At 64.3% G+C, this 15,269-nt stretch carries 12 protein-coding genes; 4 read left to right on the top strand and 8 right to left on the bottom strand.

Annotated elements, in window-relative coordinates; translation table 11 throughout:
• Window positions 1-106: 106 nt before the first annotated feature.
• On the bottom strand, window positions 107-3,478 hold the full coding sequence (locus tag XH88_RS20165; protein WP_442868457.1) for a DEAD/DEAH box helicase: 3,372 nt from the start codon (window positions 3,476-3,478) through the stop codon (window positions 107-109).
• 142 nt (window positions 3,479-3,620) lie between these two features.
• A complete protein-coding gene (locus XH88_RS20160; protein ID WP_271669990.1) occupies window positions 3,621-4,808 on the bottom strand; it encodes a CaiB/BaiF CoA transferase family protein in 1,188 nt (395 codons plus the stop codon).
• A 168-nt stretch (window positions 4,809-4,976) separates the two neighbouring features.
• On the opposite strand from XH88_RS20160, the gene XH88_RS20155 reads away from it, so the two are divergent.
• A complete protein-coding gene (locus XH88_RS20155; protein ID WP_271669989.1) occupies window positions 4,977-5,864 on the top strand; it encodes a hypothetical protein in 888 nt (295 codons plus the stop codon).
• Between the two features lie 105 nt (window positions 5,865-5,969).
• On the opposite strand, the gene XH88_RS20150 is transcribed toward XH88_RS20155, so the two are convergent.
• Together XH88_RS20150 and XH88_RS20145 are read right to left on the bottom strand one after the other, a co-directional pair.
• Window positions 5,970-6,860 carry an RNA polymerase sigma factor gene (locus XH88_RS20150; RefSeq protein ID WP_271669988.1) on the bottom strand — a complete coding sequence of 297 codons (891 nt, stop codon included), beginning with the start codon at window positions 6,858-6,860 and terminating at the stop codon, window positions 5,970-5,972.
• Window positions 6,861-6,880: 20 nt separating this feature from the next.
• Complete coding sequence (locus tag XH88_RS20145) at window positions 6,881-7,189, bottom strand: hypothetical protein (protein WP_271669987.1); 309 nt, start codon at window positions 7,187-7,189, stop codon at window positions 6,881-6,883.
• Window positions 7,190-7,454: 265 nt separating this feature from the next.
• Between XH88_RS20145 and XH88_RS20140 the strand changes: the two genes are divergently transcribed.
• Together XH88_RS20140 and dinB are read left to right on the top strand one after the other, a co-directional pair.
• Window positions 7,455-8,861: a DHA2 family efflux MFS transporter permease subunit gene (locus tag XH88_RS20140; protein ID WP_271669986.1), complete on the top strand. Its 1,407-nt coding sequence runs from the start codon at window positions 7,455-7,457 to the stop codon at window positions 8,859-8,861.
• A 119-nt stretch (window positions 8,862-8,980) separates the two neighbouring features.
• Window positions 8,981-10,081, top strand: coding sequence for a DNA polymerase IV (gene dinB / locus XH88_RS20135; protein WP_271669985.1), 1,101 nt, complete (start codon window positions 8,981-8,983; stop codon window positions 10,079-10,081).
• Between the two features lie 23 nt (window positions 10,082-10,104).
• On the opposite strand, the gene XH88_RS20130 is transcribed toward dinB, so the two are convergent.
• The 4 genes from XH88_RS20130 to XH88_RS20115 all read right to left on the bottom strand — a co-directional run bounded on the left by XH88_RS20130 (window position 10,105) and on the right by XH88_RS20115 (window position 14,848).
• Entirely contained in the window at window positions 10,105-12,264 is a 2,160-nt protein-coding gene (locus XH88_RS20130; protein ID WP_271669984.1) for an exonuclease domain-containing protein, read from the bottom strand.
• A gap of 180 nt (window positions 12,265-12,444) precedes the next feature.
• A complete protein-coding gene (locus tag XH88_RS20125) occupies window positions 12,445-13,872 on the bottom strand; it encodes a sensor histidine kinase (protein ID WP_271669983.1) in 1,428 nt (475 codons plus the stop codon).
• Window positions 13,869-14,534, bottom strand: a complete 666-nt coding sequence (locus XH88_RS20120) for a response regulator transcription factor (protein WP_271669982.1) — start codon at window positions 14,532-14,534, stop codon at window positions 13,869-13,871. The genes XH88_RS20125 and XH88_RS20120 overlap by 4 nt, the downstream gene beginning before the upstream one ends.
• The gene (locus XH88_RS20115) at window positions 14,534-14,848 is read right to left on the bottom strand and encodes a PepSY domain-containing protein (protein WP_271669981.1); all 315 of its coding nucleotides are present in this window, start codon (window positions 14,846-14,848) and stop codon (window positions 14,534-14,536) included. The genes XH88_RS20120 and XH88_RS20115 overlap by 1 nt, the downstream gene beginning before the upstream one ends.
• A gap of 148 nt (window positions 14,849-14,996) precedes the next feature.
• On the opposite strand from XH88_RS20115, the gene XH88_RS20110 reads away from it, so the two are divergent.
• Window positions 14,997-15,269, top strand: coding sequence for a PepSY domain-containing protein (locus XH88_RS20110; RefSeq protein ID WP_271669980.1), 273 nt, complete (start codon window positions 14,997-14,999; stop codon window positions 15,267-15,269).

Genomic DNA, 15,269 nt, shown 5'->3' with positions numbered 1-15,269 from the left:
ATTGCCGTCGTAGCCCCGGTCCCGGAACAATTGTGGCTTGTCCAGGTGTTTTCCGCATTAGGCTATGTGAATCGGTCGGGCGATAACGCCTGATTGCGTGACGCGATCACGCTTCGTCCAGAAGCTCCAGCAGCTCCTCGACCCGGTCGAATGGGGCATGGCGCAGCGGTGCGTGATAGACGACGCGATCGCCGTCGCGTTGCAGCGACTTCCCTTTGGATTTCCGCAACCGTCCCGGCAGGAACGTTGCAGCCACCGCGCTTTGGCCGACGTCGAGACGAATGATGCCTCTGCGCTTGCAATCCAGCCGCAGTCGCGCAGCCGCAAAGAAATCGCGGGCCGCCTGCGGCAATGGTCCGAAGCGACGCGAGGTCTCCTCCTCGAGATCCTCGAGTTCGTCGTCGCTGGCGCAGCGCGCCGCACGGGCGTAGAGTTCCAGCCGCACCGGCGCGGATTGCACATAGCTCGGAGGCAGCATGTCCGCGACCGGCAGATTGAGGTCGGGCACCCACACCACGGACCTGCCGTCGTCGACCTTCTCCGAGGCCATCTTCAAGAGGTGGCTGTAGAGCACGGGGCCGAACACCTGGACGTGACCGGATTGCTGCTCCGAGAACAGATCGCCCGCGCCGCGGAGATCGAGGTCGCGCTCGCTGATGGCAAAGCCCGCGCCCGGCCGGCTGAACTCCTCCAGCACCGCCAGCCGCTTCTCGGATTGCCCCGACGCCGACTCGGTCAAGAGATAGGCGAAGGCGCGGATGCCGCCGCGGCCGACGCGACCGCGGAGCTGATGCAGTTGGGCCAGGCCAAAATTTTCGGGCCAGCAGACCACGATGGTGTTGGCGCGCGGGATATCGAGGCCGCTCTCCACGATGTTTGTTGCGAGCAGCACGTCGGCCTTGCCTTCGACGAAGGTCATCATGCGCTCGTCGATCTCGTCCGCCGGCAATTTGCCATGCAGACAAATGATCTTGAGATCGGGCGCCACCGCCTGCACGCGCGCCAGCATGGGCTCGAGATCGTGGATTCGCGGGCATATCAGGAAGCTCTGTCCGTGCCGACGCTGCTCGCGCAGCAGCGCCGAGGCAATCGCGGCGTCCGACAGCGGCGCGATCTTGGTCGCGACCGGCAAGCGGTGAACGGGCGGCGACGCAATGACGCTGAGATCCCTGAAGCCGGCAAGACCCGCGGCGAGCGTGCGCGGAATCGGCGTGGCGCTCATCCAGAGCGTATGCGCATTCTTGGCCAATCCGGACAGCTTTGCCTTCTCGGCGGCGCCGAAATGCTGCTCCTCATCGATGATCACGAGGCCGAGATCATCGAACTTCACGTCCTTCGAGGTCAGCGCTTGCGTGCCGACCACCACCTTGATCCGGCCGCTGCGCAAGCCTTCCTTGGTCTCTCGCAGTTCCGCGGCCGACGTGGCGCGCGACAGGCTGCCGACCTCGATATCAAGAGGCGCAAAGCGCTTGCGGAAGGTCGCGACGTGCTGCCTCGCCAGCACGGTCGTCGGCACCGCGATCGCCACCTGCTTGCCCGACAGCACCACGGCGGCGGCCGCGCGCAGCGCCACCTCGGTCTTGCCGAAGCCGACGTCGCCGCAGATCACCCGGTCCATGGGATGGCCGGATGCAAGATCATCCAGCACGTCGTTGATGGCCTTGGCCTGGTCGATGGTCGTGAAATAGGGGAAGCGCGCGACGAATTTTTCGTAAGGCGCCCCCGGCGGGACCAGCTTTGCCGCCTTGCGCCGCTTGCGCTGGCTGATGTGCCTTGCAAGCACCTTGCCGGCGGCCTGGATCTCCTGTTCGGCCTCACCGCGGCGGGCCCACCATGTGCTGCCATCCGCCTTGTCGAGCGCGAGCTTGCCGCGCTCCGTCGAGTACGGCCACATCAACGCCAGATCAGGCAGCGGCACCAGGACAGCGTCGTCGCCGGCGAAGGACAGCCTGACCATCTCGCGCATCGCGCCGCCGCCGGTATTGACGGTCTGCAGACCGTCGAGCACGCAGATGCCGCGCTGGAGATGCACGACGACCGTGCCCTGCTCCGGCACGTCGGCATGGTCGAAGGCGGCGCCCCAGCTTCGCGCCATCGGCTGCGGGTGATGCGCACGGCTTCCGAGCACGTCGCTCGCGGTCAGGACGACGGCAGGCTTCTTGCCTGGAATGACAAAGCCGGCGTCGAGATCGGCCAGCAGCGCCACGTCGCGTTGGCGCGCGCTCTCGACCTCGTCCCAATTCCCGACGCGTTCCGCCTTGACGCCGCTCATCCGCTCCATCACGCGCAGATCTTCCTCCAACGCCGCGACGAAGATCAGGCGCGAACCTGCGCGCCTGACATCCTCGACGAAGGCGCGCAGCGCTTTCCTTGACGAAGTCAGCTTGGAGAATTCGGGCGTCGGCTGGAACGGCGCGCTGCGCGGCAGCACTTTCATGCCGCGGACCGCCTGCTTCCAGTCGCTCCGCCCGAGATATTCGCGCTCTCGGTCCGAGCGGCCGGCGGCCTCCTCGATCGTGCTCAGCCAGGCATCGGCATGCACGGGAGCACCGGCATCGGCGATCCACTTGGCTTTTCCGCAGTAATCGAACAGCGTCGCGCGCCTGGCCCGCGGACCTGACATGGCTGTTCGTTCCGACATGGGATCGACGAGAAGCTCCCTGGTCTCGAAGATGATGTCGTGTTCTTGCGGGTCGAACGCCACGATCCGCTTGATGGCGCGCGCCGAATGCTCCACCCGGAACGGCCCCAACGCGCCTGCGGGAAAGATCTCGAAGGTCTGGCCGTGAAACAGGGCGCCGCCCGGATAATCCGGCTCGTCGTCGAGATCATAGCCCAGCTCTTCCAGACGGACGCTGAGCTCGGCTTCCGAAAACGTGCCACCGACCTTCAGGCTCGTGTTCAGGCGCAACAGGTTCGTCGGGAGCGGCAAGCGCTCCATGACGGCTTCCGCGGTCGAGATGAGAAAGATCGGCTGCCTGGATCTTGCAAGACGCCGCAGCACCGAAGCTCTGCGGCCTGCGATCTCGCGCGAGGGCTCCAATTGATCGAACGGCAAGGTGTTCAGCCGCGGAAACACCAGGACCTCGCAGGAGGGGTCGAGCGCATGAATGACGCTGCCGAGCCGCTCCGCCCTGTTCTCGTTCTCGGCGAGGAATACGACGCCGCTGCGGCCAGAGTCCTTCCATTGCGCCAGCAGATGCAGCGCCATCATTCCGAGCGGCGACGACGACGAGATCGCAGCGCGCTGCGGGCTCTTGCTCGGTTTCGGGGGAGACTTGCTTGGTATGCGCCTGCTGCTCGGGCTCTTTGTAGAACTCTTGGCGAGCGAGCGCTTCTTGGGCGAACTCTTGACCGGCGAGTTCTTGGCTGCTGGCCGCACTTTCCTGGAATGACGCACGTGAATCCGTTTCTGGTCGTAAGCGGTCGTCAATGCCTGCGCAGCCGAGCTCTTGTTGATTCGACCGCGGACATGCATATGGGACGAGGCGCACGAACATGCGCCTCCCATAAACCTCATACGACACAAAGGTCGTCGGCCAACGCAAAAGCGCGAGGACAGGCCGCCAGTCGTCTAGCAGACGCGCCGGCCCATTTCCACTCTTGTCTCGATGCAGCGACTAAATGATACCGCCCTGCCGGAGCGCTGCAATTGCAGCAGCGTCATAGCCAAGTTCCGCCAGCACGGAATCAGTATGCTCGCCGAGTGTCGGCGGACGTGCCGCAATCTCTCCCGGCGTTTCCGACAGGCGGATGGCGGCGCGGGCCACCGGTGCCTGTTTCGGCAAGCCGGGATAATCGATCTCGTGGAGAAATCCTGCGGCGCGGATGTGCGGATGATCCAGCGCCTGCTGCGGGCTCAAAACCGGTCCGGTGGGAATCATCGCCTCGCCGAGCGTGTCGACCGCCTCCTGCGTGGTGCGCTCGGCGCACCAGCGCGCCATCCGCTCGCTGATGATGGCACCGTTGTTGCCGCGGCTGATATCGTCGGCAAAGCGCGGATCGTTCAGCCAAAGCTCCTCTTCGCCCATCAGCCTTGCCCAGCGCTTGAACAGCGGATGGCCCGTGACCTGGCACAGCACCCAGCCGTCCCTGGTGCGATAGATATCCGCAGGCGCCGCGGTCTGGCCGAGATTCCCTGATGGCGCCCGGTTGACGTTGATGACGGCCTGCTCGATCAGTGTGGCATTGGTGAAGGACAGGGCGGTTGCCAGCAGCGCGCCCTCGACGATTTGCCCGCGTCCGGATTTGCCGCGCTCGATCAGTGCGGCGAGCGTGCCGAACGCGCAGTGCAGCGCGGTGCCGAAATCGACCCAGTTCACCGCCGCGCGATAGGGCGGATTGCCGGCGCCGGTCATGTAGACCGAGCCCGACATCACCTGCCCGACGCCGTCGAAGCCGACGCGGTCGGACCAGGGTCCCGGCCCGCCGAAGGCGGTTGCCGTGGTCAGGATGATGTCCGGCCTGATCGCCTTCAGCTGCTCGTAATCGAGTTTCATTGCGCGCAAGGTCTGCGGCGGCAAATTGGCAACCACGACATCAGCGGTCGCGATCAGCTTGCGCATCACCTCCTGCCCCTCCGCCGTCATTGGATCGAGCGTGATGCACTTCTTGTTGCGGTTGACCTGGAGGAACAGTGCGCCCTCGCCGCCTTCACCGACCGGCGCCACGAAACGGTCCTCGCTGCCGTCGCGCTTTTCGACGCGGATGACCTCGGCACCGAACTCGGCCAGCAATGTCGCGCAATAGGGCCCTGCGATATAGCGCCCGAAATCGAGGACACGCACGCCTTCCAGAACTCCCCCCATCGACCTCATTCCTCCAGCATTTCCGGTCAGATTACAGGGAATGAGTGCCGCGGCAAGGTGGCAGCACATGCAACGCTCTGCCTTGCAAGATGTGATCGGCCAGGCGTTTCGGCCGGCGGAAATTCTGCTCTAGTATGGATCATCCGCCCTCCAGCCAGAGGCACGTCCATGCCGCAACAATTCGATCGATCCGCAGAAGATCTCGGCAACGCCATCCATTTCGAGCACGTCAACATCCAGGTTCCTGACCAGCGCCTCGCCACGCTATTTTATGTCACCGGCCTCGGGTTGACCCGCGATCCCTACCTCATGGTGTCCGACACCAACATGTGGATCAACGTCGGTCGCAGCCAGTTTCATCTCCCCAGCGGCAAGGCGCAGGTGCTGCGCGGCCGCACCGGCCTCGTCATCGAGGGACGCGAGGCGCTGCTGGCGCGACTGGCCTCGGTTGCGAAGAAGCTCGAAGGCACCGCCTTCGCCTACGCCGAGCACAACGACTATGTCGAAGCGACCTGCCCGTGGGGCAACCGCCTGCGCATCCACGATCCGGACGCGGCGCGCTTCGGCCGCATCACGCTCGGAATCCCCTATGTCGAGTTCGACGTGCCGGCCGGATCGGCCCAGGCGATCTGCGCGTTCTATCCTGACATCATGGGCATGCCGGCGGCCTTGCGCAACGGCGACGACAAGGTGGCGGCGGTGAAGACCGGCCGCGACCAGCATCTCTTGTTCCGCGAGACCGACCGGCAGCAAGCAGGCTATGACGGCCACCATGTGCAGATGTACATCACCGATTTCTCCGGCCCTTACCGCAAGCTGCTGGCGCGCGAGCTGATCTCCCGCGAGGACAACCAGTACCAATACCGCTTCTGCGACATCATCGATCTCGACACCGGCAAGCCTGTCTTCACCGTCGAGCACGAGGTGCGTAGCGCGACGCATCCGATGTTCATGCGGCCGATGGTCAACCGCAATCCCCTGGTCAACAATCGTAACTACGCGTTCGGCCACGATCAGGCGTCGTGGGCGATGGGGCCGGATCAATACGACGGATAACAGAGCGCCCGGCTCGGGTGCCGCGCACTACTCGCCCGCGTCATCGCCGTCCAGGCGAAGGTGAATGCGACCGTCTTTCCGTTCAGGCACGGCCGACGGGTCCACTCACCTTCTGTCCACCACGCACTCCGCACCATCGATGACGTACGCCGCGTGACGAAAATCCCTGATCGTGGCGAGCTTGTCGGCGGACCAGTTCAGCAGCATGAAATATTTCGGCCGCCCGTTCGGCTCGTTCGGGTCGAACACCAGGATCGCCGGACGTCCCTCCACCTGTCCGGTCACCAGGTGCCAGTCGCTGACCTTCGCGTAATTGCCGAAATATTTCGACACCTCGGTCTTGCCGTTCATCCTCTTCCGGTTGACCAAATCGAGCCTGACGTCGTCTGCGATCATGGCTCGGATGGCGTCGAAGTCGCGGGCATTGAAATGGCTAACATAGGTATTGAGCCTCCTGCGATCGGCTTCCGACAAGCGAGACTGCGGCGCGTCGTCCGGCTCCTCCGCGAGTTCGCGGAGCTGCGTGCGCCCACGATGCAGCGCGGCTTTCACCGCCGGCAGGCTGAAATCCATGATGTCGCAGACCTCGGCAAGCGAGCAGCCGAGCACGTCCATCAGGATCACGCTGGATCGCTGCGACACCGGCAGCCGCATGAAGGTGCGCAAGCTGGTCGCAGCGATCTGACGACTTTCCAGATCATCGAGCTGGTCGGCAATCATCTCCACCTCCTCAGCCGAATGCAGCGCCTCCTGCCGGTTGCGGCGGCGCAGGAAATCCAGCGCAGTGTTGTGCGCGATACGGAACAGCCAGCCCTCCGGATTGATGACGGGCGTGGCCGATCGCAGCGCGTCCATCGCCTTGATCAGGGCGTCCTGAAGCACGTCCTCACCGTCGATGACCGAGCCGACCATGCGCGCGCAGTAGCGATGGAGCTTCGGTCTTATCTCCCCCATCAGGGCCTCGATATCGATGGTGGCCAGGGGGTCTGGCGCCATTGTTCCTGCTCCTCGCCTGTTCAGGCCTTTTCCAGCATACGGTAGTTGCCGACGACTTTCACATCACGAACCAGCGGCGGCTCGGCGCAGCGGTCGCGGATTCCGTCCTGGAATGCCTGAAACGCCCTGAGCTTCGGGATTGGGCTGGAGCCGTCCGCGGCGGAGGTCTCGACGAAATGGATGAAGGTGTCGTCCTCCAGCCGCAGCGTCAGATAGCGAACGCCGTCAGGGCCGGCCGCCTTCAACTCCGCAAACACTGCCGAAACCAGTTCAGCATTCCTGTCGGCCAGCTCCGGCTTGGCCTTGTATCTGATCAAAGTCCTTCTCATCGCACGCTCCTTGCTTTTGCCGCGACCGAGAGCGCGTCATCGCGCCCCATCGTTCTGCTCGAGCATGATCTTCCCGAAAACCGGTGTCGACTTTCCCGGATCGCACTCGAGCGAATGACCGCTTCAGCTCCCCAAGGACGTTTGCCGGCCGCCGAAGGATTCGCCTCTCAGAAAATTATTTCCGGGCGCATCCTTTGCGCCTCCGACCTCGTCTAGCCCGCAGAACGCGCTGCGACAGGGTGGCGCGACGCACGGAGAGAGGGCGATGCAGACCCCGACCAATCGCGCCGAGCAGAACTGGGTGCTTGGCGTCACCTCGCTGGCATCCTTCATGATGGCGCTGGACGCCATGATCATTACAACGGCATTCGCGGCCATCCGCGGCGAATTCGGCAGCCAGGTCGAGACGCTGCAATGGACCGTCAACGCCTTCAACCTGACGTTCGCCGTGCTGCTGCTGACCGGCGCCGCGCTCGGCGACCGCTTCGGGCGCCGCCGCATGTTCGCAGCCGGGATTGCCCTGTTCGTCGTGGCATCGGCAGCCTGCGCGCTCGCAGGCAGCGCCACCGCACTGATTGCCGCCCGCGCGCTGCAAGGCGCCGGCGCCGCGCTGGTGATGCCGCTCGCGATGGCGATCCTGAGTGGCACGTTCGGCCGAGAAGAGCGCGCCCGCGCACTCGGCATTTTCAGCAGCATCACCGGATGCGCGCTGATCATAGGCCCCGCCATCGGCGGCTTTATCACCGAACACCTCGGCTGGCGCTGGGTCTTCTGGATCAACCTGCCCATCGGCCTGATCGCGATCGCCCTGGTGCTGCGACGGTTGCGCGAGAGCTTCGGACCGGCCGCCACACTGGACCTCCCCGGACTGACGCTCGTCGCCCTCGCGGCGCTGGCGCTGGTCTGGAGCCTGTTGCGCGGCAACGTTGTGGGATGGGCGAGCGCCGAGGTCGTGGGCGTGCTGATGTCAGGTCTGGCGCTGGCAATCTGCTTCGTGTTCTGGGAATTGCGCGCGGCCGCGCCGATGGTGCCGATGCGGCTGTTTGCATCGCGCGCGCTCGCCTCCGGGATGTCCGCAAGCGTGCTGTTCTACGCGGCGATGTATGGCGTGTTGTTCCTGCTGCCGCAATTCCTGCAGACCACGCTGGGCTTCGACGCCTTCGGCGCCGGACTTCGCCTGCTGCCCTGGACCGCGACACTATTCGTCACCGCCCCGATCGCCGGCGCAGTCGTCAACAGGTTCGGCGAGCGGCCGCTGGTGGTGACGGGATTGCTGATGCAGGCGATCGGCCTTGGCTGGATCGCCGAGATCGCGAGTCCCGCAGTTCACTACTCCGCGCTGGTCGCGCCGCTGGTGCTGGCAGGCGTCGGCGTCTCGATGGCGATGCCAGCGGCGCAGAACGCCATCCTGAGCTCGGTGGCTGTGGCCGAAATGGGCAAGGCGTCCGGCGTCTTCAACATGGGCCGCTTTCTCGGCGGCATGTTCGGGATCGCCGCGCTGGTGGCGACCTTCTCGGCCAACGGTGCGGTCGATTCGGCCGCGCATTTCGAGAGCGGATTTGCTGCGGCGATGAGCCTTGCCGCAACGCTGTCGTTGGCCGGCGCAATTGCGGGATTTTTCCTGCCGGCACGGCGCCCCCTCGCCACCGCAACGGCGCCGCAGGATGCGTGACGCTCACAACGGTGGAGTTTCGCTCCTGGCCGATCGGCCAATGGCCGTCGCCCCGGGGGGCTCGAGGTGATCAGGGCCTTCGACCTCGCGATTCTTCCGGCCCAGTTGTATCATTCGGTATGAGCGAATCCGACCCCACCGGAGGCGATGCGACCCGCGTTCGCAAGATCATCCATATCGACATGGATGCCTTCTATGCATCCGTGGAGCAGCGCGACAATCCGGAGCTGCGCGGCAAGCCCGTTGCGGTCGGTGGTTCGGCCGAGCGCGGCGTGGTCGCGGCGGCAAGCTACGAGGCGCGCAAATTCGGTGTTCGCTCCGCGATGCCATCGGTCACCGCCAAGCGGCAATGTCCGGACCTGGTCTTCGTGAAGCCGCGTTTCGAGGTCTACAAGGCGATCAGCCGGCAGATCCGCGAGATCTTTGCCGAACACACTGATATCATCGAGCCATTGTCCCTCGACGAGGCCTATCTCGATGTGACCGAAAACCTGCAGGGCATCGAGCTCGCCCGAGACATCGCGCGGCTGATCCGCGAGAAGATCAAGGCCGAGACCGGCCTCAATGCATCGGCGGGCATTTCCTACAATAAGTTCCTGGCGAAGCTCGCCTCCGATCACCGCAAGCCCAACGGCCAGTTCGTGATCTCGCCGGAGATGGGGCCCGCCTTCGTCGAGACGCTGCCCGTCGGCAAGTTCCACGGGATCGGACCGGCGACCAGTGCGAAGATGAACGCGCTTGGCCTGTTCACCGGTCTCGACATCCGCAACCAGACGCTCGAGTTCATGAACGCCAACTTCGGCAAGTCGGGCGCCTATTATTACTGGATCTCGCGCGGCGTCGACGAACGGCCGGTGCGCGCCAACCGGATTCGCAAGTCCATCGGCGCCGAGACCACGTTCTCGGCCGATCTGGCCGAATTCGACGCGCTCGTTGCCAGGCTTCGACCTCTTGTCGAGAAGGTCTGGCGTCATTGCGAGACGACGGGCAGCCGAGGCCGCACCGTCACCTTGAAGATCAAGTTTGCCGATTTCGAGATCATCACGCGCAGCAGGTCCGCGCTGGCGCCGGTCACGGGCCGAGACGAGCTAGAGCGCCTCGCCTGCGGCTTGCTCGAAGTCGAGATGCCGCTGCCGAAGCGGGTCAGGCTGCTCGGCGTATCGCTGTCTTCCCTCCAGGCCGGCAACGATGTGGAACCGCAACTGACGCTGGGGATTTGAGGGACGCCGCGCGCCGACCGCGATCAGGCCGCAATGTCTTCCGCGCTGCCCTGTCCCTCGTCGCGCTTTGCATTGATCAGGTTGAGCAAGTGCGCGGCCGCGCGGGCGTCGCAGAGCGCGCGATGGTGGTCTTTCAGCTCGATATTGTAGGCACGGGTGAGCTTGCCGAGACCGTAAGACCGGTGACCTGGGTAATGCCGGCGCATGCCTGCACAGGTGCAGAATTTTGGAAAGCGGAAGCGCCGTTCGAGGCGCTCGTATTCCGCGGCGATGAAGCCATAATCGAAGTTGACGTTGTGGGCGACGAAAATGCCGTCGCCCATGAATTGCATGAAGCTGTCAGCGATTTCTGCGAATAACGGCGCGCTCCGCACCATGTCGTTGGTGATGCCTGTCAACGCGACAATCTTGGCCGGGATCGACCGCTGGGGATTGAGCAGCGAATGCCACTCCGCCACGATCTCATGATTGCGGATCCTGACGGCGCCGATCTCGGTGATGCGATCGCCCCCGGTCCAGCCGCCGGTGGTCTCGATGTCCACGACGACATAATCCTGGTCCGGATCGAAACGGAAGTCGGCGCGGCCGATCTCCGCGGGAATGCCGGCGTTATCGAGCTGGCGAAGCCGCGTCAGCTGGTTGCGCCTGATGACGTCGCCCTCGGCCTTCACTTCCATGAACGAGACGGCACCATTGGCCACGAGCATGAGATCGGGAAAACCATCGCGCATGGCGCGATAGTCTTCGCACATCATGCGAAGCATGGTGGCAAGACCGGCAGCATTGGCGCCGGCAAGCAGCGCCCGGAGCGCAGCCATATCGACATGGTCCCAGGCGAACACGCCGTTCGGCTTTCCCCATTTCGCCGCGACGATCCGCAGGATCTGGGGGAGCGCGGCGTTCGACGCAACGGCCTCGAGCTTCGCCTCGATCTGCGGAGAGAACATCAGCGCAAAGGTTCTGTCCTTCAGGCAATGCGGCATCCAGTCGAAGCCGCTGTGCAGCTGCCCGGATTCGAACAGCTCGTCCCAGAACAGCAATCCGAACAGGCAATGCCAGAGCGTATTTTCGGCGTGGAAGACCTCGAGGCCTTGCCGGCGCAAGACGCCCGCAATGCCGGCCTCCGGACGACCGCGCCAGATATCGTCGACCCTGAGCGTCCGCCCCGCGCGCAGCAGCTCGGTGCACAGTCCCGTCCGGCGCCCATCGAACTTGCGGGCATAGAAATCGCTTGCGAAGACGAATTCGTCGTCACTTGCGGGATCGTCGATCATACGGCGCAGCAGAGCTTCGGCGGCGTCCCTGTCGCCTTCCGCATAAAGCAAGCGCGCGAGGCGCTCGTGGCATTCGGCGGAGAAGCCGGCGCGGTAGAGCTGGATCGCGAGCGCGGCCTCCCCCTTCTTTTCAAAATGCAGACCCGCCTTGTGCGCCGCGCGGCTTCTCAGATCGCCCGCGTAGTCCGTCGGACAGAGCGGGCCGCCGAGAATGCCGGCAACGGAGTCGCGATAGACCTCGTCGGATTTGGTCTCGAGGCGGCGCAGCAGGCGGGCGTAGTGGAAGCAGGCCCTCGCTTCATCCGCGTCGGCAAACCGGGCGCTGAAATCCGCCTGGTCGTTGGTGCGCAGGATGCCGAGGTCGCGCAACGCGAAGTTCTTGAGGTTGTGCTCAGTCTTGCCAAAGTAGAGGTACAGCAGAAACTCCAGCGGCTCGGTGTCACCGAGTGCGATGAACGCATCACCACCGCAGTGCCGGAATGCAGTGCCAAACGACAAATGAGCGAGACAATACTCCGCCAGCTTGCCCTTCGACCACGACGCCCGGACATCGCTCATGCCGGCCGCCTTCGCACCATCGAACAGTACCGGCTTGGCGAGGCACGCCACGAACGCAGCGTAATCCTTTTCGACCAGGCTTCGAACATGAGCGGAGGCAGCAAGCTCCCCCAGCGCGCCGACCGGGTCCGCGATCTCCGTGTACTTGAACGTCGACGGATTGAAGACCGTGCCGTTCCGATTGACCATTCGGATGAACAGGCACTGGGCGTCTTTCGACAGCGACGAGAATCGAGCGACAAACGCGTGGTGCCTTTCAGTCAGCACCGGACCGTAAGTCTCGCAAACGAAGCTCAACATCTCCCTGAAGTGGTCGTGATAGTAGTAGACCGGCAGGACTGGCAGGCTCATCAGTGCTTCGCTCTCGGCGCGGTGGAGCGAAATCCAGCTTTGGTCAAATTTGCGCGGACGGCGGAGGCGCCGGCCATCCTTGATTCATGAGCGTGCATGTTCGACATCTGTTCTTTTTCGCCCGGCAGTGTCAAGCCCGGAACTTCACGACCGAACCGCAATCCAGAGCGATCTGCATTCTCAGTGCCTACCTCCGACAGGAGCATCATCCGCGGACGGCACCGAGTTTTCGGCGGGACGACGGCTTGGCTTTTCGATCGATGTCGATCTCGGCGCGACTGCCGCCTTCAGGCCTCCGAGCTCGGAGATCGAGAGCTCCAGTTCCCAACCATACGCATCAAGGACGTCCTGAACGATGGCCAGACCCAGGCCCGCAGCGCCCCGCTCATCAAGACGGACGCCGCGTTCGAGCACGTGTGACAAGAGGGCCGGTTCGATGCCTTGGCCGTCGTCTTCGACGACAAGGGATGGCCCGCTTTCACCGGTCGTGATCCGGACACATCCTGCAGCATGGTGGGCGGCATTCTCGATCAGATTGCCGAGAACCTCCGCGAGGTCGGTCCGATCGAGCGGGACGGACAAATCGTCGCCGACAAGGTTCTCGAAACTCACGCGCCCGCCGTCGGGAGTGCGCGATACGGTCGTGACGATCGAGTCGACGAGCGGCTTCACATGGCCGGATGCTGCAGCGTTGCCTCTGCTGTGCCCGCGGACCCTGGCTCGCACGAGTTCGCGGTCAACATGGCGACCCATGGCATCGCTTACGGCTTCGATGTCTCGAGCAATGTCGCGCTCGCCCCTCTCTCGGAGGCGCGACGCATCGGCCGCAAGCGCCGCAAGCGGCGTCTTCAGTCCGTGCGCCAGGTCCGTAGCGCGACCGCGGGATCGTTCGATTTCGTATTCCTGCGCATCGATGAGCGCGTTGACTTCTTCGACAAGGGGGTGGACTTCGGCCGGGACCGAGGACGGCAGGTGGCGAATTCGCCCGGCCCTGATATCGGCCACTCCGCGGCGCAGCGCGATCAGCGGATGCAAGCCGACGCCAACCTGGATCCAGGTCGCAAGGGTCAGCACACAGCCGAGAAGGACGAGCGCAATCGAGAGATCCCTGGCGAACGCGGAGCTTGCCTCCGAAACCCTCGCCAGATCCTCAGCGACGGCAAGGCGGATGGTCACGGGCTTGCCGCCCGCAGAAAGCGTGATTGCGCGCTCGGTCACCAACACGCGCTGGCCACCAGGTCCTGCGGCTTCGTGCTGATGCGTTTCGCCGGGTGCGAGCCGATCCGCCGGCAACTCCATGGCGGAATCCCACAGCGAGCGCGAGCGAAGCAATTGTCCATGATCATCGCCGACCTGCCAGTAGAGTCCGGAAAGGGGATCGGCAAACCGTGGATCGACGGGTGTCTGCGTCAAGACCAGCTTGCCTTGGGGGTCGACGTCGATATTGGCGAGAAGCTGCTTTAGATGGACCTCGAGATCCTGGGCCAGCGTGCGCGAGACGTGGCGCTCGAAGACGACGACGAGCGCGACGCCGGAAATCCCAAGCGCAATCAGGATCGCGACGATGCCGCCGGCGACAAGTCGCAGTTTGAGCGAATGCCGGCTCATTCGGAGGCCCCGGGCACCAGATAACCGAACCCACGCCGCGTCTCGATCGCATCCGCGCCCAGCTTCTTGCGCACGCGGCCGACCAGCACCTCGAGCGTGTTCGAGTCGTGCTCCTCGCCGTGGCCGTAGACATTTTCGTCGATCTCCTGCGGCGAGACGACCCGCCCGCGATTGCGGAGAAGATGGGCGACCAGCCTGTACTCGAGCGGCGAAAGCGTGATCGGCACGCCGCGACGCGTCACCTTCATCTGTCGCTCGTCGAGCGTGATCTCTCCCGCGGTCATGATCGAGGAGCCGTGTCCCGCCGATCGCCGCACGACGGACCGCAGCCGCGCCAGCAACTCCTCCATCCGGAACGGCTTCGGCAAGTAGTCGTCCGCACCCGCATCGATGCCATCGACCCGCTCGGCCCAGCTCCCACGCGCGGTGAGGATGAGAACGGGCATGTGGCGCCCGGTGGCGCGCCAGCGCTTCAAGACCGCGAGGCCGTCCATCCCGGGCAGGCCAAGATCGAGAATGACGGCTCCGTAGTCCTCGGTATCGCCGAGAAACCAGGCGTCCTCGCCGTTCGCAACCGTTTCGACCACGTAGCCGGACGCTTCGAGCGTGCGCGTAACGTCCGACGCGATCCGCGGGTCGTCCTCGACAACAAGCACGCGCATCACTTCTCCCTGGCCCGTTCGACTTCGCCGCTCTTGGCATTGACGTGGATTTCGAACAGGCGTCCCTGGTCGTCCACAACGCGCAGCTCGTACATCCAGGCGCCGGCTTCGCGTTCGAGCTTCACACCGACGACCTCGCCCGGAAGCTTCTCCTTGACCACGTTCAGGATGTCGGCAAACGGACGGATCTCGCCGGCCTCAACGGCCTGCCGAGCATCATCGTGATCTCGCGCAAGGGACGGCGCACCGCTGCTTGCGGCCACAAGGGCAGCCGCAAGGATCAGGGTACCAATTCGGCGCAGTCCTGGACACATGAAGAAGCTCGTCATCCGGAAGATATGGATGCCAGATATCACCTGACAAATAGCTGACCTGGCTCAACAGGCGTTGGTCAGGCCGCTTCTGGCAAGTTGCCCCGCATCGCCGGCGCGTGGTGCGGCCGGCCACTGTCAGGAGAGACCTATGCGCAAGATCGCCATTCTTACCGTCGCCGCCGTGATCCTCGGGGCGGCGTCCGCCCAGGCCGGCAGCCTCGGCAAACCGTGCACGTCCGCCCCCGAGGCCCAGTGGCTGCCGATGGCTCAATTGCAGGCCAAGGTCGAGGCCCAGGGCTACAAGGTCCAGAAGGCCAAGCTCAAGAACGCCTGTGGCGAACTCTATACGCTCGACAAGAACGGCAATCGGGTGGAGCTGTTCGTGGACCCGACCAACGGCCAGATCATTGGCCAGATGTAG

Source organism: Bradyrhizobium sp. CCBAU 51627 (assembly GCF_028128765.1).
In the GTDB taxonomy this organism is placed as follows: domain Bacteria; phylum Pseudomonadota; class Alphaproteobacteria; order Rhizobiales; family Xanthobacteraceae; genus Bradyrhizobium.
The sequence above is the reverse complement of the archived record's forward strand: the minus strand, read 5'-3'. Positions and strand labels throughout refer to the sequence as shown.